This window comes from Tropicibacter alexandrii, assembly GCF_003667315.2.
In the GTDB taxonomy this organism is placed as follows: Bacteria; Pseudomonadota; Alphaproteobacteria; order Rhodobacterales; family Rhodobacteraceae; genus Tropicibacter; species Tropicibacter alexandrii.
The window spans coordinates 175385-193199 of record NZ_RCTZ02000001.1 but is presented as its reverse complement, the minus strand read 5'-3'; the positions used below and the strand labels follow the sequence as shown (position 1 = coordinate 193199).

Here is a 17815-nt window from a genome sequence, read left to right as displayed (position 1 = left end):
TGACGCGGCGCATCGATCTTGCGCCGCGTCTTCGTTTCTTCTGGCTCAAAATACCGCAGGCGCGCGCAGAGGGGGCCGCGTCAGCGGGCCGAAACCACGATCAGACCAGCATCTCTTTCGTCGCGCTCAGCGTCACATCCGGGTAATCCCGAACCACCCGGTCGATGTCCCATTGCAGGCGCGTCAGATAGACCACGTCCCCGTCGTGATCGTAGCTGATATGCTGCTTGTTCGCGTTCACGAACTTCTCGACCGCATCTTTCGCGCCATGCACCCAGCGCGCCGAGGTGAACTGAGACCCCTCGAACCGCACCGGCAAGCCGTATTCCAGCTCGATCCGCGACCCCAGCACCTCGAATTGCAGCGCGCCCACGACGCCGACGATAAAGCCCGAACCGATCATCGGTTTGAACACTTTCGCAGCGCCTTCCTCGGCGAATTGCATCAGTGCCTTTTCCAGATGCTTGGCCTTCATCGGGTCGCCCGCGCGCACATTCTGCAACAGCTCCGGCGCAAAGGACGGGATGCCCGTCACCTTCAGCGCCTCGCCCTCGGTCAGCGTGTCGCCGATGCGCAATTGCCCGTGGTTGGGAATGCCGATGATGTCCCCGGCCCATGCCTCTTCGGCCAGTTCGCGGTCCGAGGCGAGGAACAGCACCGGGTTGGAAATCGCCATGGGCTTTTTCGTGCGCACATGGGTCAGCTTCATGCCGCGCTGGAAATGCCCCGAGGCCAGCCGGACAAAGGCCACGCGGTCGCGGTGCTTGGGGTCCATGTTGGCCTGCACCTTGAAGACGAAGCCCGCGACCTTGGTTTCCTCCGGCGCGATTTCGCGCGGGGTGGCTTTCTGGATCTGCGGTTCGGGCCCGTAGGTGCCGATGCCGTTCATCAGCTCCTGCACGCCGAACGAGTTGATCGCCGAGCCAAACCAGATCGGGGTCATGTGACCTTCAAGAACCGATTGCGGGTCGAGCATGGGCAGCAACTCGCGCGCCATCTCGACCTCTTCGCGCAGTTTCTCCAGCATATCCGCCGGAATGTGCTCCGCCATGCGCGGATCATCCAGACCCTCCAGCCGGATCGATTCCGCCACCTTGTTGCGGTCGGCGCGGTCCATCAGCTCCAGCCGGTCGTTGAGCATGTCGTAGCAGCCGAGGAAATCGCGCCCCTGACCGATGGGCCAGCTTGCGGGCGTCACGTCGATCGCAAGGTTTTCCTGAATTTCGTCGATGATCTCGAACGTGTCGCGCGCCTCGCGGTCCATCTTGTTGCAAAAGGTCAGGATCGGCAGGTCGCGCAACCGGCAGACCTCGAACAGCTTCTGCGTCTGGCTTTCCACGCCCTTCGCCCCGTCGATCACCATCACCGCCGCATCCACCGCCGTCAGCGTGCGATAGGTGTCCTCGGAAAAGTCCGAGTGGCCGGGCGTGTCGACGAGGTTGAACCGGAAATCCTTGTCGCCGGTCTTGAAATCAAAGGACATGGCCGAGGCGGACACGGAAATCCCGCGATCCTTTTCCATCTGCATGAAGTCCGACCGCGTCCGCCGTGCCTCGCCCTTGGCGCGCACCTGACCGGCCATCTGGATGGCGCCCCCATACAGAAGGAATTTTTCGGTCAGGGTCGTCTTGCCCGCATCCGGGTGCGAGATGATCGCGAATGTCCGGCGGCGGGCGATTTCGGCGGGGAGGGCGGGGCGATTGGTCATGGCGCTCCGTTACCGTGAAACGAAACGGCGCACAATCCACCTCGCGGGAACCTGAGCCTGCCTCACGCGCTGTTATATAAAGGAGTGTGACCATGACCAAGGACCACGGCAACCAGATCAAGGATGACAAACTGTACGAGGACCTGCGCGACGAGGGCATGTCCAAGTCCAAGGCCGCGCGTATCGCCAATGCGCAGGCCAATGACAACATGCACCCGTCGAAAAAGGGCGGCGAACAGCCCCCCTACGAGGACTGGACCAAGGACGATCTGTACGAGCGCGCGCAAGAGCTTGAGATCGAGGGCCGGTCAGACATGACCAAGGACGAGTTGATCGACGCGCTTCGCGGCTGAGACCCGCCAAAACAGCGCCAAACCCCGGTGAATCACGCTTGCACCGGGCGCTTTCGGACAATAGAAGGTGCCAAATTCGTATTCAGCGCCTCGGATCCCCCGGGGCGCTCCGCAATTCCGAGGGAAGATACATGCAGGTCACCGAGACGCTGAACGAAGGCCTCAAGCGCGGCTACGCCATCACTCTGACGGCGGCCGAGCTGGACGAGAAGGTCAATGAAAAGCTGAAAGAAGCGCAGCCGGAAATCGAGATGAAGGGTTTCCGCAAGGGCAAGGTCCCGATGGCGCTGCTGAAGAAGCAGTTCGGTCAGCGTATTCTGGGCGAGTCGATGCAGGAGGCCATCGACGGCGCGATGAACAAGCATTTCGAGGAGTCGGGCGACCGCCCGGCGCTCCAGCCCGAGGTCAAGATGACCAATGGCGAAGAGTGGAAAGAGGGTGACGACGTCACCGTCGAGATGACCTACGAGGCGCTGCCCGACGTGCCCGAAGTCGACCTGTCCGGCATCGAAGTCGAAAAGCTGGTCGTGAAGGCCGAGGACGAAGCCGTCGAGGAAACGCTGGGTTCGCTGGCCGAGACCGCCAAGGAATTCGAAACCAAGGACGGCGCGGCCGAGGATGGCGATCAGGTCGTGATCGATTTCGTCGGCAAGATCGACGGCGAGGCCTTTGACGGTGGCGCCGCCGAGGACTACCCGCTGGCGCTTGGCTCGGGCTCGTTCATCCCCGGTTTCGAAGAGCAGCTGGTCGGCGTGAAGGCCGGTGACGAGAAGGCCGTAGAGGTTAAGTTCCCCGAGGAATACGGCGCGGAAAACCTCGCTGGCAAGGACGCCGTGTTTGACGTGACCGTCAAGGAAGTGAAGGCGCCCAAGGCCGCAGAGATCGACGACGAGCTGGCCAAGAAATTCGGCGCCGAGGATCTCGAAAGCCTCAAGGGCCAGATCCGCGAGCGTCTCGAAGCCGAGTATTCCGGTGCCGCCCGTCAGGTGATGAAGCGTGACCTGCTCGACAAGCTTGATGCGCTGGTGTCCTTCGACCTGCCGCCGACGCTCGTCGATGCCGAGGCCAAGCAGATCGCGCATCAGCTGTGGCACGAGGAAAACCCCGAGGTTCACGATCACAACCACGGTGAGATCGAGACCACCGACGAGCATGTGAAACTGGCCGAGCGCCGCGTCCGTCTGGGCCTGCTGCTGGCCGAGCTGGGCCAAAAGGCCGAGGTTCAGGTGACCGAAGCCGAGATGACTCAGGCGATCATGAACCAGGCGCGTCAGTATCCGGGCCAGGAACGCGCGTTCTTCGACTATATCCGCCAGAACCCGCAGATGCAGCAGCAGCTGCGCGCGCCGATCTTCGAAGACAAGGTCATCGACCATATCGTCGAGCAGGCGAAAGTGTCGGAAAAGGAAGTCTCGAAAGACGATCTGCAAAAGGCCGTCGAGGCGCTGGACGACGAATAAGTCGCGCCGCTATATCGGATCAAGGGCCGCTCGATCGAGCGGCCCTTTTTCGTTTGGGTGTGGGGGGGCGTCAGCCGGTGGCGGACAGACCGAACCCACCGGCGCTTTCGGGAACATGCCAGCCGTCGGATTTGCTGGTGCGGAATCGCGAAACCTCATCCGCCAGCGCCTTCGAATTTCGGGCGAGCAGACTGGTATTCTGATTGGTTTCCATCACCATGGACGCGTTCGACTGGGTCACGCGATCCAGTTCGGAAATGGCGGTATTGATCTCGTTGAGGGTGCTGGACTGCTCTGACAACCCCGAAGAGATCGAGCGGATATTGTCGGAAATCGTGCCGACCCCGTCGAAGATATGGGACAATTCCACGCTGGCCTTGTTGACCAGCGACACGCCGTTGCCGACGAAGTCCGTGCTTTCGGCGATCAGCGTCTTGATCTCGCGCGCGGATTCGGCGGTGCGTTGGGCAAGGCTGCGCACCTCGGAGGCGACGACGGCAAAGCCACGCCCAGCTTCGCCCGCGCGGGCAGCCTCGACCCCGGCATTCAGCGACAGAAGATTGGTCTGGAAGGCGATGTCGTCGATCACGGTGATGATCTGCGAAATCTCGTCCGAGGACTGTTCGATCTGGCCCATGGCATTGATCACGCTGTCGACCACCTGACTGCTGTCGCGCGCCGCCCCGCGGGTTTCGTTGGCCGACGAGTCGACATCCACCGCATTGCGCGCCGCGGCGGTCGCGTTCGCGGTCAACTCCTCGACCGCGGCGGCGGTCTGTTCCAGCGTAGCCGCTTGGTTTTCGGTCCGGGCAGACAGGTTTTCCGACAGGCTTCGGATCGCCTCGGCCGCCGAATAGATCGTGGCCGATGCGCCTTGCACCTGCTGGATCAGCGCATCGAGATTGCCGACCGCGTGATTATAGGCATCCACAACCTCCATCAGGTCGCTGCCGGTCTCATCGGTGATCCGATGGGCGAGGTTTCCAGCGCTCAACTCGGCCAGCCCCTTTGACAGCGCGTCGATGCAGCGTTGCCGCGCGGTGATGTCGGTGGCGATCTTGATGACGCGGGTCGCCTTGCCCTCGCCGTTCACAACGGCGGAATAGGTGGCCTGTATCCAGATCACGCTGCCATCCTTGCGGAGCCTCGCGAACTGGTCGGTAAAGTACTTGCCGCTACGCAACTCCTCCCAAAAGACGCGGTATTCGTGCGATTTGGCAAAGCCGGGATCGACGAAGATCGCGTGGTTCTTCCCGACGATCTCGTCCAGTTCATAGCCCATCGCCGCAAGAAAGTTGTCGTTGGCCTTGATGATGGTGCCGTCAGGCTCGAAAGAGATGACGGCCTGCGAGCGTTCGATCATTTGCAACAAGGCAGTGTCGGATTCGGAAAGAGCCGGCTGCGGTGGGGGTCTGCGTTTGAAAAGGCTCATTCGATCCTCCAGAATATCGGGTTGGACCGAGAGCTAGCGGAAATTCACTGACAATTTCCTAAAAGGTGCCGCGAAGATGTCGCAGTTAAAAAAACCGCGCGAGGACTGGTCCACGCGCGGTCATGTCTTGTGTCATCCGGTGAAGGATCAGTCGTCCGAACCCTCGTCGTCGGACGCTGCGCTGCCCAGATCGTCGAACAGTTCGGACACTTCGAATTCGGCCTGTGCCTCTTCCTCGGCGGCCAGTTCCTGGATCGACTTGCCGGAGGCCTGAACCTCGGCCTCTTCCGGCGAACGGGCGACGTTCAGGGTGATGAGGCACATGACTTCGGGGTGCAGGTGCACCTCGACTTCGTGCAGGCCCAGAACCTTGATCGGGGTGCGGATGATGACCTGCTTGCGGTCGATCGAGAAGCCCTCTTCGGTGGCCTTGTCAGCCGCGTCACGGGTGGTGACGGAGCCGTACAGGTTGCCGCCATCGGAAGCAGAGCGAATCACGATGAACTGCTGACCATCCAGACGCGCGGCCAGAGCCTCTGCTTCTTTCTTGGTCTCAAGGTTGCGTGCTTCGAGCTGCGCTTTCTGCTCTTCGAAATGAGCGATGTTCTCTTTCGAGGCGGTCAGCGCCTTGCCCTGCAGCAGCAGGTAGTTGCGTGCGAAGCCCGGCTTGACGTCGACGACGTCGCCCATCTGGCCCAGCTTGGCCACGCGTTCGAGAAGGATAACTTGCATGTCAGTCGCTCCTTATTTCACGGCGTAGGGCAGCAGGGCGAGGAAGCGGGCGCGCTTGATGGCGCGGGCCAGTTCACGCTGCTTCTTTGCCGAGACGGCGGTGATGCGCGAGGGCACGATCTTGCCACGCTCGGAGATGTAGCGTTGCAGCAGACGGGTGTCCTTGTAGTCGATCTTGGGCGCGTTCTCACCGGAGAACGGGCAGACCTTCCGGCGGCGGAAAAACGGTTTTGCAGCCATGGTTTAGCTCCTTGTTCTCTGGGATCAGTCGCGCGGGCGGCGCTCGCGGCGGTCGCCACGCTCGTCACGCTTTTGCATCTGGACCGAGGGGCCTTCCTCGTGGGCGTCGACCTTGATGGTCAGAATGCGCATGACGTCGTCATGCAGACCCATCAGGCGCTCCATTTCCTGCACGGCGGCCGAGGGCGCGTCGGTGCGCAGGTAGGCGTAATGGCCCTTGCGGTTCTTGTTGATCTTGTAGGCCATGGTCTTCACGCCCCAGTACTCGGAATCGACGACCTTGCCGCCATTGTCCGCCAGAACGGTGCTGAAGTGTTCCACCAGGCCTTCGGCCTGCGCGTTGGACAAGTCCTGACGCGAGATGAATACATGCTCATACAGGGGCATGTGCTCTCCATTTCTATCGAGGCGCATTTCAAAGGGCCGGGTCATGCCTTCCGCCCCGAACCCACGAGAGACTGCGCGATTCACATGATGTGTCGCGGAAGGTCCGCGCGGTATACACGCTTTGGCCCAATGCGCAAGGCTCGGAACCGGTTTTCGCAAAGCTGCCGCGTTGTCGCCTGATTTGAAGGATACATTAACCTTGATCTTGAAAGGTATGTGTCATGTCGGACGTTTTTCATCATGGCCCGGTGCGGCGGGTGCGCTTGCGGTATTTCCCGGTGAGTGTGCTGGTCGTGGCGGCGCTGGGGCTTTGGCTGATGCCGGGGCTGGCGGGGCGGCCGGGGGTTGCGCTGATCCGGTTGGGAGTGTCGCTGGGCCTGCTGGCTGCGGCCGTGGGTGCCTATAGCGCGCTGCGCCGCTGATCCACAGAAATGCGCAGGGTCTGTTAGTTTTCGCCGAGTTGCCGCAATGCGGCGATTGCCCCATCTGTTGGCGCATATGTGACAACCGAAAAATGGTGCAAAATGAAAAACTTGACCCTTGCCGCGCTGCTTTCCGTGGCGCCCCTTGCCGCCTTCGCAGAAGCAGAAACCTACGTGCTGGATGCCAGCCACAGCCAAGTGGTGTTCACCTACAACCACCTTGGCTATTCGACCACCTATGGCATGTTCTCGGGCTTCGACGGCACGATCCAGTTCGATCAGGAAGACCCCGCCGCGTCCTCGGTCGAGGTGTCCTTTCCCGTCAAATCCATGCTGACCGGCTGGGAAGCGCGCTTTGACCACTTCATGTCCGGCGATTTCTTCGACGCCGCCGATGATGAGATGGTGACCTTCACCTCGACCGGCATCGAAGTGACCGGCGAAAACACCGCCAACATCACCGGCGACCTGACCCTGAACGGCGTGACCAAGTCGGTCGTGCTGGACGCCACGCTGAACCAGCAGGGCGACCACCCGATGGAGGGCAAGCCGTGGGCGGGCTTCGACGCCACTACCACGCTGGTGCGCTCCGACTACAACCTCGGCATGTTCGCGCCCTATGTCAGCGACGAGGTTCAGGTGATGATCTCGATCGAGGCGATGAAGGCCGACTGATCCCTTCGGACATCGCGACAACCCAGACCCCCGGTTCCGCAGGAGCCGGGGATTTTTCGTGTGCTCGGGGCTGGTTTTTGGCCGTCTCGGGCGGGCGGACAAGCAAACGGCCCGTCACGCAGGGCGACGGGCCGCAATTTGGATGGCTGGGGGCAAAGCTGCGCCCCCTAAGCTTTCGGCGCTCAGGCGCCCAGATCCTGCTTGGCGGCGCGCGTCGCGGTCAGGCTCAGGTCAAGCTGCACGTCGTGACCCAGCTGGCCCGGATCGTCCATCTGGCTGCCGATGCCGAAATCCCGCCGGTCCAGCGTCAGTTGCCCGGTCATCCGCGCGGTCTCACCTTCGATGGTTAGGTCAAAGGGCAGGGACAGCGGCACGCTTTGGTCGCGGATCATCAAGCTGCCTTCAGCGATCAGGCCGTCATCGGTGCGCAGGATATCGGCGTCGAAAACGGCCGTCGGGTGGGTCTCGGCGTCGAAGAAATCCGGGCCCATCGCCTGATCCGTGACCGAGCCCAGCGTCAGCGACGGGATCGAGACTGTCACGCGCACGGTGCCCTTCGTCCCCGGTTCGGGCGTGTCCTCGTAGCTGATCTCGGTGGTGAAGTCGCTGAACTGGCCGGACACCTCCTTGCCGAACTGGCGGATCGTCAGGGCGATCTGGCCGTCCTGCTTTTCCCAGTCCGATTGCACCTGCGCCAGTTGCGGCGCGCTTGCGCCGGTTTCCGTCAGCGGTGCGCCCGTCGCAAAGCCGATGCCAAGCGCCAGCGCGATCACCGCCACCGCCCCGCCAAACGGCGCGAGCACGGCGTGGGGCGCAGGCGTCCCGGCCTCGGTCCGGCCCGGCAGCATCCGGCGCAGCGTGGCGTCGCGGTCGATCACGTGATGCTTCAACGCGCCCGCGATGTGCAGGATCAGCGTGACGATCAGCACCTTCTCAAAGATCGAATGCACGGCGGACGCGGCGGCGGACAGGGTTTCGTCCTTGGGCACAAACGGCAGGTCCTGTCCGATCAGCCAGATCGGCGCAAAGCCATCGGTCGCGGCGTGGTGTACCCAGCCCGACAGCGGCATGATGACGAGCGAGGCATAAAGCAGCCAGTGGACCGTCTCGGCGGCAAAGGTTTCCAGCTTGCGCTCGGGATGCAGCGGCGCGGGTTTGGGCTGGCTCAGCGCCCAGAGGATGCGCGCCACGGCGATGGCAAAGATCGCGATGCCCAGCGTCTTGTGGATCGAGAACAGCGTGGCCTTGCGCGCCAGCTGCGCCGAGGTATCGGCCGCCATGTCCGTGGCGATGATGCCCAGCGGGATCAGCGTCAGGATGCCAAGCGCGATGGACCAATGAAAGAACTTCGACAGGCTGCCGTAGCGGCGGGATGTATTGGCGAGGGTCATGGGTGACTCCGTAAAGGCTTTGGCATCGACCTAGCCATGCCGCGTCGCAGCGCAATCTGTATGCATGCACAGCAATGGTGCGCGGGGCGTTGCGCGTTTGCGCGTGGGGCGCTAAGGGCTTGGGTCAAACAGAATACGAGAGGAGAGGGGCATGGCCCGCGCATTCATCTTCCCCGGTCAGGGCGCTCAGACCATCGGCATGGGGCGCGATCTGGCAGACAGCTACCCGGCGGCGCGCGCCGTCTTCGACGAGGTCGACGAGGCCTTGGGCGAAAAGCTGTCGACGCTGATCTGGGAAGGCGATGCGGACGAGCTGACCCTGACGGCCAATGCGCAACCGGCGCTGATGGCGACGTCACTGGCCGCGATGCGCGCGCTGGAGGCAGAGGGCGTGTCGGTCACGCAGGCGGATTTCGTCGCGGGGCATAGCTTGGGCGAGTATTCGGCGCTGACGGCGGCGGGCGCGTTGAGCGTGGCGGATGCGGCGCGGCTGCTGCGCAAGCGGGGGGCTGCGATGCAGGCGGCGGTGCCGGTCGGGCAGGGGGCCATGGCGGCGGTGCTGGGCCTCGATCTGGAGGCGGTGCGCAAGGTCGCTGACGAGGCCGCGCAGGGCGAGGTCTGTCAGGCGGCCAATGACAATGACCCGGCACAGGTGGTGATCTCGGGGGCGAAGGCCGCCGTGGAACGCGCCGTGGACATTGCCAAGGCGGCAGGCGCGAAACGCGCGTTGCTGTTGCCGGTCTCTGCGCCTTTCCATTGTGCGCTGATGCAGCCTGCGGCAGACGCGATGGCCGAGGCGCTGGCCGAGGTGACGATCAAGACGCCGGTGGTGCCGCTTGTGGCCAATGTGCGCGCCGAGGCGGTCAATGACCCCGACACGATCCGCGCGCTTCTGGTCGAGCAGGTCTGTGGTGCTGTGCGCTGGCGCGAGTCGGTGGAATGGATGGTGGCGCAGGGCGCGGACGAGTTCTGGGAAATCGGCGCGGGCAAGGCCTTGTCCGGCATGGTCCGCCGGATTCACAAACCCGCCACGGTGCGCAATGTCGGCGCGGCCGCCGACGTGACCGCCGCAGTCGACAGCCTGAAGGGCTGAGGGAAAAGCCCCGGCCTGAACGGCCAAGGGCAACAGAGGAAGGAAGAGAGACATGTTCGATCTGACGGGCAAGAATGCATTGATCACCGGCGCATCCGGGGGCATCGGCGGTGCGATCGCCAAGGCGTTGCATGGCGCAGGCGCAACCGTGGGCCTGTCCGGCACCCGCGTGGAGCCGCTGGAGGCGCTTGCGGCGGAATTGGGCGAGCGCGCCCATGTGCTGCCCTGCAACCTGTCCGATGCGGAGGCCGTGACCGCCCTGCCGAAACAGGCCGCCGAGGCGATGGGCTCTGTCGACATTCTGGTGAACAATGCGGGCATCACCCGCGACAACCTGTTCATGCGCATGTCCGACGACGAATGGCAAAGCGTGCTGGACGTGAACCTGACCTCGACCTTCCGCCTGTGCAAGGGCGTGCTGCGCGGCATGATGAAGGCCCGCTGGGGCCGGATCGTCAATATCTCGTCCGTCGTGGGGGCCACCGGCAACCCCGGTCAGGGCAACTATGCCGCCGCCAAGGCGGGCATGGTCGGCATGTCCAAGTCGCTCGCCTACGAGGTCGCCAGCCGCGGCATCACCGTGAACGCGGTCGCGCCGGGCTTCATCGAGACGGCGATGACCGACAAGCTGACCGACGACCAGAAATCCGCCATCCTGACCCAGATCCCCACGGGGCGGATGGGCACGCCCGAGGAAATCGCCGCAAGCGTGCTTTTTCTGGCCAGTGCAGAGGCTGCCTACCTGACGGGCACCACGCTGCACGTCAATGGTGGCATGGCTATGCTCTGATGAGCTTTGCACCGGCAGCTACGGAAAGCATTTGCCATCCCCGTTGCCTGTGCTATAGCCGCCCCTGATTTCAGCCGTTGGGGATTCACCCTTCGGCGCGCCCCGGCCCGCCGGGATAATCAGCCGCCCGAATTCGGGCAACCCAGACGCCACCCGATCGGGCAGGGCAAACAGGGCGACAGCCCGAACAGACTGTGAGGACAAGACATGAGCGACATCGCAGATCGCGTGAAGAAGATTGTGGTCGAGCACCTGAGCGTTGAAGAGGACAAGGTGACCGAGTCCGCTTCGTTCATCGACGACCTGGGCGCAGACAGCCTCGACACCGTCGAGCTGGTCATGGCTTTCGAAGAAGAGTTCGGCATCGAGATCCCGGACGACGCCGCCGAAACCATCCAGACCTTCGGCGACGCGGTGAAGTTCATCTCGGAAGCCCAGTAAGCTTTCGACGGACATTCCGGTACCGATGCGGCGTCCCTTGGGGGCGCCGTTTTCGTTTGTATGGGATGGGGTCGGACGCTCGTGCTGCGCACATCGCCCCGCCCACCATCCCTTTGACGACCGCTGCTGGTGGAGGCAGCGAAGACCTGCGGGTGCGATGACTGACGGCGACGCGCGGTGACTGGCCGGCGGGCGGTGTGACGCGCGGCTCTTGCTGATTGGACCGGGGCTGAGAGGGGCGCAGGACCTGCGCCCGGTCATCCGAGGCAGGCTGAACCACGCCTGAGCGCAGTCGGGAATGCAGGTGTTCAGAATTAGGCTATGAGATTGCGGCGAGTGCGGCCACGCCACATGCCCATATCGACGTGTGAGCAGGCGTCCGACGGCGCAACGGTCTGGCCGCAAAGAGCGGCGCAACGGCGTCTGTCATGAATGTGACAAAGCGCCCTCGAAAGGGCGCTTTGAAGGGGAGGCCCCGGGTCAAGCCCGGGGCGTGTTGCGCGCTCTGTCAGCCGTCGAAATCGACCGTTTCGACCAGACGCAGCGCCTGTGCGCGGTAGCCCGCGATGTCCATCAGGTTCAGGTCGTCCGCTTCGAACTCCCCCCACGCCTGCACGGTGTCGATGGCCTCGGTGCCCGGTGCGATCGGGTATTCATAATTCGCGGCGGCGTAGATTTCCTGCGCCTTGGGCGAGGCGAGGAATTCCATCATCTTCAGCGCGTTTTCCTTGTTCGGCGCCGACGCCGTCATCGCCACGCCCGAGATGTTCACATGCGTGCCGCCATCCTCGAATTCCGGGAACAGCACGTTGACCGAGTTGGCCCATTCGGTCTGTTCCTCGTCTTCCAGCATCTTGCCCATGTAATAGGTGTTGCCCAGCGAGATGTCGCATTCGCCGGCCCAGATCGCCTTGACCTGTGCGCGGTCGTTGCCCTGCGGCTTGCGGGCGAGGTTGGATTTCACGCCTTCGAGCCAAGTCTTGGTGTAGTCTTCGCCGTGATGCGCGATCATCGCCGCGACAAGGCCGATGGTGTAGACATGGGTGCCGGAGCGGGTGCAGATGCGGCCTTCCCATTTCGGGTCGGCGAGATCCTCGTAGGTGGTGACCTCACCGGGATCGACACGGTCCTTGGACGCATAGACGATGCGCGCGCGGGTCGTCAGACCCCACCAGTTGCCATCGGGGTCGTGATACTGGGCGGGGACGTTTTCGCGCAGAGCTTCGCTGTCGACCGGCTGGGTCACGCCCGCCTCGACGGCGGCGGCCAGACGCGAGATGTCGACGGTAAAGATCAGGTCGGCGGGAGAGCGACGGCCCTCTGCCTTGAGGCGCTCGACCATGCCCTTTTCAAGGAAGGCGACATTAACCTTGATCCCGGTCTCTTCGGTAAAGGCGTCGGTCAACGGCGCCAGCAATTCGGGCTGGCGATAGGAATACAGATTGACCTCCTGAGCCAGCGCAGGGGCTGCGGCAAGGGTCAGGGCGGTTGTTAGGCGCAGGAACATGAATGCCTCCGGATGTTGCGTCCTCGATTGGGCGCAGATAACCCGAGTAAAATGGTCGGGTCAATACCTGAGTAGAAAGTTCAGGTTATTTTTTGGGCGTCGCAAGGCCCGTCCTGACCACCTGCGCGCCGGTTGATCCGCGGTGTCCCGTGCCACGGGCGCCAAGCGGCGGCCGAAGGCCGCTCCCCTGTGCGCGTCAGCGCGCCTTTGGATCACTCCACGCCACGCTCTGCCGCTTTGGCCTGATCCCAAAGCGCGTCCATCTCGGCCAGATCGCTGTCTGCGGGCGTGCGCCCCTGCGCGGCCAGCGCCGCCTCGATGGACTGGAACCGCCGGGTGAACTTGGCATTGGCCGCGCGCAGGGCAGCTTCCGGGTCGATCTTCATATGCCGGGCGAGGTTCGCCATGACGAACAGCAGATCGCCGAATTCCTCGAAGCGGTGGTCTTCGTCCTCGGCCTCGCGCAGTTCAGCCATTTCCTCGGCGACCTTGTCCAGCACCTCGTCGGTCGACGGCCAGTCGAACCCCACGCGGGCCGCGCGATTTTGCAGCTTCACCGCCCGCAGCAGCGCGGGCAAACCCAGCGCCACCCCGGCCAGAACGCCCTTCTCGGCCTTGGCCGCGCGCTCGGCGGCCTTGATCGTCTCCCAGTCGCGGGTCTGTTGTTCCGCGCTCTTTTCGCGCGATTCCCCGCCAAAGACATGCGGATGGCGGGCGACCATCTTGTCGCTCATCGTGTCGGCCACTTCGTCGAATGTGAACAACCCCCGCTCGGATGCCATCTGCGCATGGAACACCGACTGGAACAGCAGATCGCCCAACTCGCCCTTCAACTCGCCCCATGCCTCGCGGTCGATGGCATCGGCCACCTCATAGGCCTCTTCGATCGTGTAGGGCGCGATGGTGGCAAAATCCTGCTCCAGATCCCACGGGCAGCCGGTCTCCGGGTCGCGCAGGCGGCGCATGATCTCGACAAGGCGCGGCATGCCGCCATTGGGATTGTGGATCAGATCGTCGATCATTGCATGTCCCCCGGATTTCGCGTCAGGTCAGGGATGGGGCATCAAGGCACGGGAGTCCAGCACATGGCCGTCATCAACCGCATCGCGGGCTTCGCCGAGGAAATGGCGGGCTGGCGCAGGCATTTGCACATGCATCCCGAACTGTGTCTGGAGTGTCATGAGACGGCGGCCTTCGTCGTCGACCGGCTGCGGGAATTTGGTGTGGACAGAATCGAAACCGGCATTGCCACCTCTGGCGTAGTGGCGGTGATCGAAGGGCGCGGGCCGGGGCCGGTCACGGGCCTGCGCGCCGATATGGATGCCCTGCCGATGGAGGAGGCCTCGGGCGCGATCTGGGCCTCCAAGGTGCCGGGGCGGATGCATGCCTGCGGCCATGACGGGCATACGGCGATGCTGCTGGGCGCGGCGAAATACCTGTGCGAGACGCGCAATTTCTCGGGCCGTGTCGTGCTGATCTTTCAACCCGCAGAAGAGACGATCGGCGGTGGCCGGATCATGGTCGAAGAGGGGATCATGGACCGGTTCGGCATCGAGGAAGTCTATGCCCTGCACACCGATCCCTTTGGCGATGCGGGCGAGTTCCGCACCTGCGCCGGGCCAATCATGGCGGCCGCGGACGAGTTCACCATCACGGTGCGCGGCAAGGGCGGACACGCCGCCTATCCCCACGACTGCGCCGACCCGATCCCCTGCGCGCTGGCCATCGGGCAGGCGCTTCAGACCATCGTGGCGCGCAATGTCGACCCTTTGGGCGCGCTGGTGGTGTCCTTGACGATGGTGCAGGGCGGATCGGCCTATAACGTCATCCCGGGCGAGGTCAGCTTGGGCGGGACGGTGCGCAGTTTCACGCCTGAGGTGCGCGACATGGCCGAACGGCGGATCACAGAGATCGTCGCCGGGCAGGCTGCGGCTTACGGTGTTGCGGCTGATCTCGACTATCGCCGCAACTACCCCGCGACGGTGAACCATGACGTGCCGACAGCCTTTGCCGTCGACGTTGCACGCGCGGTGTCCGGGCAGGTCGTCGACGATCTGCCACCCGAGATGGGGGCCGAGGATTTTTCCTACATGCTCGAAGCGCGGCCCGGTGCCTTCCTGTTTCTGGGGCAGGGCAAGGGGCCGTCGGTGCACCACCCGGCCTTTGACTTCAACGACGCGGTCGCGCCCGTCGGGGCCAGCTTTTTCGCCCGGGTGATCGAGAAGCGGCACGGGTGACGCCGCGACAGGGGGCTTTTCTTTGCGGTTCGCCCGCGCCACTGTGCGCCATAAAAGGAGTCGCCCATGCCCATCGTCAATTCCATCGCCGCGCTGTCCGACGAGATGACCGGCTGGCGCCGTCACCTGCACCAGTATCCCGAACTTGGGCTGGACTGTCACCAGACCGCCGCCTTCGTCGTCGAACGCCTCAAGGAGTTCGGCATCACGGATATCCACGAGGGCATCGCCCGCACCGGCGTCGTGGCCATCATCGAAGGCCGCGCACCGGGCCGCACCATCGGTCTGCGCGCCGATATGGACGCCTTGCCGATGCAGGACCTCTCGGGGGCGGAGCACGCATCGAAAGTGCCGGGCATGGCGCATACCTGCGGCCATGACGGCCACACGACGATGCTGCTGGGAGCGGCGAAATATCTGGCCGAGACACGCAATTTCGCAGGCCGCGTGGCGCTGATCTTTCAACCGGCCGAGGAAAACGAGGGCGGTGGGCGGATCATGGTCGAGGAGGGCATGATGGACCGCTTCGGGATCGACGAGGTCTATGGCATCCACAACTCGCCCGGCACGCCCGAGGGGCATCTGGTCACCAATCGCGGCGCGCTGCTGGCGGGGGTGGATGAGTTCACCATCACCTTGACCGGCGTGGGCGGGCATGGGGCGCAACCGGCCCGGACGCGCGATCCGGTGGTCGCGGCGGCGTCTTTGGTGATGGCCCTTCAGACGATTGTCAGCCGCAATATTGACGCGCTGGATCAAGTGGTGGTCAGCGTGACGCAGATCCACACGGGCAGCGCGATGAACATCGTGCCGGATCAGGCGATGCTGAACGGCACGGTGCGCTACTACGACAAGGCGGCGCAGGCCGAGGTCAAGGCCCGCATGGCGGATCTGGCAGAATTTCAGGCTCGTAGCTTTGGGATGACGGCGGAGCTGGTCTATGACGAGGGCTATCCGCCGACGATCAACCATCCGGCGCAGGCGGAATTTGCAGCCGGGGTCGCGCGCGAGGTGGTCGGCGCCGAGGCGGTGGACCTCGATACGCCGCCGATCATGCCGGGCGAGGATTTCGCCTATATGCTGGAGGCGCGCCCGGGGGCCTATCTGTTTCTGGGGCAGGGGGACACGCCCAGTTGTCACCACCCGAAATACGATTTCCGCGACGAGATCGCGCCGATCGGAGCGAGCTTCTTTGCCCGGTTGGTCGAGAAGGCGCTGCCGCTGGCCTGAGCCGGGGTAGGATGGGTGATCACCCATCCTACTTTGCCACAACGACCCTGTGTAGGATGGGTGATCACCCATCCTACCCTTAAAAGGACACGAGACATTGAGCCTCGAAGACGCGCAGAAACAGATCGACCACGCCTTTACCCGAGACGACCTCAAGGGGCCGTCCTTTGAAAACGTCTTTGCCGGCGCCACCAGTTTCCTGCGCCGAAAATACACCAAGGACCTGACCGGCGTGGACATCGCCGTCACCGGGCTGCCCTTCGATCAGGCGGTCACCAACCGCCCCGGCACCCGGCTTGGTCCACGGGCGATCCGCGAGGCCTCGCTCCTGCAACCCTGCGATGCGCCCTACGGCTGGGGCTACGATGTGCTGTCCGAGTTTGCGATTGCCGATTATGGCGACATGGCCTTCGACTACGCCATGCCCTCGGACGTGCCCGCCCGGATCGAGGCCCATGTGGCCGCTATCCTGTCGCAGGGCGCCGCCTGCGTCGCCCTTGGGGGCGACCATTCCGTCACCCATGGCTGCCTGCGCGCCCATGCGGCCAAACACGGCCCCCTCAGTGTCATCCAGTTCGATGCGCATACCGACACATGGGCCGATGACGACCCCAAACGGGTCGATCACGGCACCTTCATGGGCAAGGCCGCGAAGGAGGGGATCGTGATCCCCGAACGCTCGGTCCAGATCGGCATCCGCACCGACAATCCCGACACGATGGGCTTCAACATCCTCGACGCACGGCAAGTGCATGCCGAAGGCCCCGAAGCCATCGCGCAGCGCATCCGGCAGATCGTCGGCGACGCGCCCTGCTACCTGACCTTCGACATCGACGCGCTCGACCCGGCCTTTGCGCCCGGCACCGGCACGCCGGTCTGGGGCGGGCTGAGCAGCCATCAGGCGGCGGTGATCTTGCGGCAGATCGCGGGCGTGACCCTCGTCGGCGGCGACGTGGTCGAGGTCTCGCCGCCCTTCGACACCACCGGGGCGACGGCGGTCGCGGCGGCGCATGTCGCGACGGAAATCCTCTGCCTTTGGGGGTGGACGCGGCGGTAATCCACAGGGTTCTGCTTGGGCGGGTCGCGCCCCTGCGATACCCTGACGCTGCCGAATCTGCGCGGCCTGCCGACCGGCTGTCCGGGGGCAGGCGGGTTTTCACCGACCCCGTCGCGGCGATCGGCAGGAAATTGACGGTTGGCCAAAGCGCCTCTTTCAGATCACGATGGAACGTGGCACCGAAAAAGAGGCGGGACAAAGAGCAGGAGCGGCCCATATCATGCGTATGGTTTTCTATGCACTCTTGATTCTCGTGATTGGCGGCTTGGCGTGGATACGCCTGGCCCCGTCCGACCCGCAGGTCTGGCACGTAGACCCGCATGTCACCGCCGACCAGGATCTGGCAGGCGGCGTCCGGCGAAAGCTGGCCGCCGACAGCAGCACCTTGGCCGAGCTCGATACGATCATTCGCCAGACCCCGCGCACCCAGCGTCTTGCCGGGTCTGTCGAAGACGGGCACGTCACCTATGTCAGCCGCTCGCGCTGGATGGGCTTTCCCGACTACACCACCGTCATGCTCAATGGCGACCGGTTGGAAATCTGGGGGCGGCTGCGCTTTGGCCAATCCGACATGGGCGTGAACAAGGCCCGCGTCGATGGCTGGCTGGAACAGCTGCGCACCGTCGCGCAACGTTCGTAACCGCTTGACGACCCGCGCGC

General features: G+C 63.9%; 19 protein-coding genes. 11 read left to right on the top strand and 8 right to left on the bottom strand.

What is annotated here, in order from left to right:
• Positions 1-100 precede the first annotated feature (100 nt).
• Positions 101-1708, bottom strand: coding sequence for a peptide chain release factor 3 (locus D8Z78_RS01000; protein WP_121629922.1), 1608 nt, complete (start codon positions 1706-1708; stop codon positions 101-103).
• 92 nt (positions 1709-1800) lie between these two features.
• On the opposite strand from D8Z78_RS01000, the gene D8Z78_RS00995 reads away from it, so the two are divergent.
• Positions 1801-2061, top strand: coding sequence for a DUF7218 family protein (locus tag D8Z78_RS00995; RefSeq protein ID WP_121629923.1), 261 nt, complete (start codon positions 1801-1803; stop codon positions 2059-2061).
• Positions 2062-2192: 131 nt separating this feature from the next.
• Complete coding sequence (gene tig / locus D8Z78_RS00990; RefSeq protein ID WP_121629924.1) at positions 2193-3521, top strand: trigger factor; 1329 nt, start codon at positions 2193-2195, stop codon at positions 3519-3521.
• 70 nt (positions 3522-3591) lie between these two features.
• Here the strand turns inward: tig and D8Z78_RS25295 are convergent, their stop codons facing one another.
• From D8Z78_RS25295 to rpsF, 4 genes are all read right to left on the bottom strand, one after another.
• Positions 3592-4953 carry a methyl-accepting chemotaxis protein gene (locus tag D8Z78_RS25295; protein WP_121629925.1) on the bottom strand — a complete coding sequence of 454 codons (1362 nt, stop codon included), beginning with the start codon at positions 4951-4953 and terminating at the stop codon, positions 3592-3594.
• 147 nt (positions 4954-5100) lie between these two features.
• Positions 5101-5685: a 50S ribosomal protein L9 gene (rplI, locus tag D8Z78_RS00980; RefSeq protein WP_121629926.1), complete on the bottom strand. Its 585-nt coding sequence runs from the start codon at positions 5683-5685 to the stop codon at positions 5101-5103.
• A 12-nt stretch (positions 5686-5697) separates the two neighbouring features.
• The gene (rpsR, locus tag D8Z78_RS00975) at positions 5698-5925 is read right to left on the bottom strand and encodes a 30S ribosomal protein S18 (RefSeq protein WP_005608650.1); all 228 of its coding nucleotides are present in this window, start codon (positions 5923-5925) and stop codon (positions 5698-5700) included.
• Positions 5926-5949: 24 nt separating this feature from the next.
• Complete coding sequence (rpsF, locus tag D8Z78_RS00970) at positions 5950-6312, bottom strand: 30S ribosomal protein S6 (RefSeq protein WP_121629927.1); 363 nt, start codon at positions 6310-6312, stop codon at positions 5950-5952.
• A 221-nt stretch (positions 6313-6533) separates the two neighbouring features.
• Between rpsF and D8Z78_RS00965 the strand changes: the two genes are divergently transcribed.
• Both D8Z78_RS00965 and D8Z78_RS00960 read left to right on the top strand, forming a co-directional pair.
• A complete protein-coding gene (locus tag D8Z78_RS00965; protein ID WP_121629928.1) occupies positions 6534-6734 on the top strand; it encodes a hypothetical protein in 201 nt (66 codons plus the stop codon).
• 102 nt (positions 6735-6836) lie between these two features.
• Positions 6837-7409: a YceI family protein gene (locus D8Z78_RS00960; RefSeq protein ID WP_121629929.1), complete on the top strand. Its 573-nt coding sequence runs from the start codon at positions 6837-6839 to the stop codon at positions 7407-7409.
• Positions 7410-7591: 182 nt separating this feature from the next.
• Here the strand turns inward: D8Z78_RS00960 and D8Z78_RS00955 are convergent, their stop codons facing one another.
• The gene (locus tag D8Z78_RS00955; protein ID WP_121629930.1) at positions 7592-8800 is read right to left on the bottom strand and encodes a cytochrome b/b6 domain-containing protein; all 1209 of its coding nucleotides are present in this window, start codon (positions 8798-8800) and stop codon (positions 7592-7594) included.
• A 151-nt stretch (positions 8801-8951) separates the two neighbouring features.
• Here D8Z78_RS00955 and fabD point away from each other — a divergent pair, with 151 nt between their 5' ends.
• The 3 genes from fabD (at position 8952) to D8Z78_RS00940 (ending at position 11124) form a co-directional block, all read left to right on the top strand.
• The gene (gene fabD, locus D8Z78_RS00950) at positions 8952-9893 is read left to right on the top strand and encodes an ACP S-malonyltransferase (RefSeq protein WP_121629931.1); all 942 of its coding nucleotides are present in this window, start codon (positions 8952-8954) and stop codon (positions 9891-9893) included.
• A gap of 52 nt (positions 9894-9945) precedes the next feature.
• Positions 9946-10683, top strand: coding sequence for a 3-oxoacyl-ACP reductase FabG (fabG, locus tag D8Z78_RS00945; RefSeq protein ID WP_121629932.1), 738 nt, complete (start codon positions 9946-9948; stop codon positions 10681-10683).
• A 207-nt stretch (positions 10684-10890) separates the two neighbouring features.
• Positions 10891-11124: an acyl carrier protein gene (locus tag D8Z78_RS00940; protein ID WP_058248321.1), complete on the top strand. Its 234-nt coding sequence runs from the start codon at positions 10891-10893 to the stop codon at positions 11122-11124.
• 508 nt (positions 11125-11632) lie between these two features.
• Here the strand turns inward: D8Z78_RS00940 and D8Z78_RS00935 are convergent.
• Entirely contained in the window at positions 11633-12631 is a 999-nt protein-coding gene (locus tag D8Z78_RS00935) for a Fe(3+) ABC transporter substrate-binding protein (RefSeq protein ID WP_206169616.1), read from the bottom strand.
• A 212-nt stretch (positions 12632-12843) separates the two neighbouring features.
• Positions 12844-13653 carry a nucleoside triphosphate pyrophosphohydrolase gene (mazG, locus tag D8Z78_RS00930; protein WP_121629933.1) on the bottom strand — a complete coding sequence of 270 codons (810 nt, stop codon included), beginning with the start codon at positions 13651-13653 and terminating at the stop codon, positions 12844-12846.
• Between the two features lie 63 nt (positions 13654-13716).
• On the opposite strand from mazG, the gene D8Z78_RS00925 reads away from it, so the two are divergent.
• The 4 genes from D8Z78_RS00925 (at position 13717) to D8Z78_RS00910 (ending at position 17795) form a co-directional block, all read left to right on the top strand.
• Positions 13717-14868 (top strand): M20 aminoacylase family protein, encoded by a 1152-nt coding sequence (locus tag D8Z78_RS00925; protein WP_121629934.1) that lies wholly within the window; start codon positions 13717-13719, stop codon positions 14866-14868.
• Positions 14869-14934: 66 nt separating this feature from the next.
• The gene (locus tag D8Z78_RS00920) at positions 14935-16098 is read left to right on the top strand and encodes a M20 aminoacylase family protein (RefSeq protein WP_121629935.1); all 1164 of its coding nucleotides are present in this window, start codon (positions 14935-14937) and stop codon (positions 16096-16098) included.
• Positions 16099-16195: 97 nt separating this feature from the next.
• Positions 16196-17155 (top strand): agmatinase, encoded by a 960-nt coding sequence (gene speB / locus D8Z78_RS00915; RefSeq protein ID WP_121629936.1) that lies wholly within the window; start codon positions 16196-16198, stop codon positions 17153-17155.
• Positions 17156-17375: 220 nt separating this feature from the next.
• The gene (locus tag D8Z78_RS00910) at positions 17376-17795 is read left to right on the top strand and encodes a DUF1499 domain-containing protein (protein WP_121629937.1); all 420 of its coding nucleotides are present in this window, start codon (positions 17376-17378) and stop codon (positions 17793-17795) included.
• Positions 17796-17815: the final 20 nt, after the last annotated feature.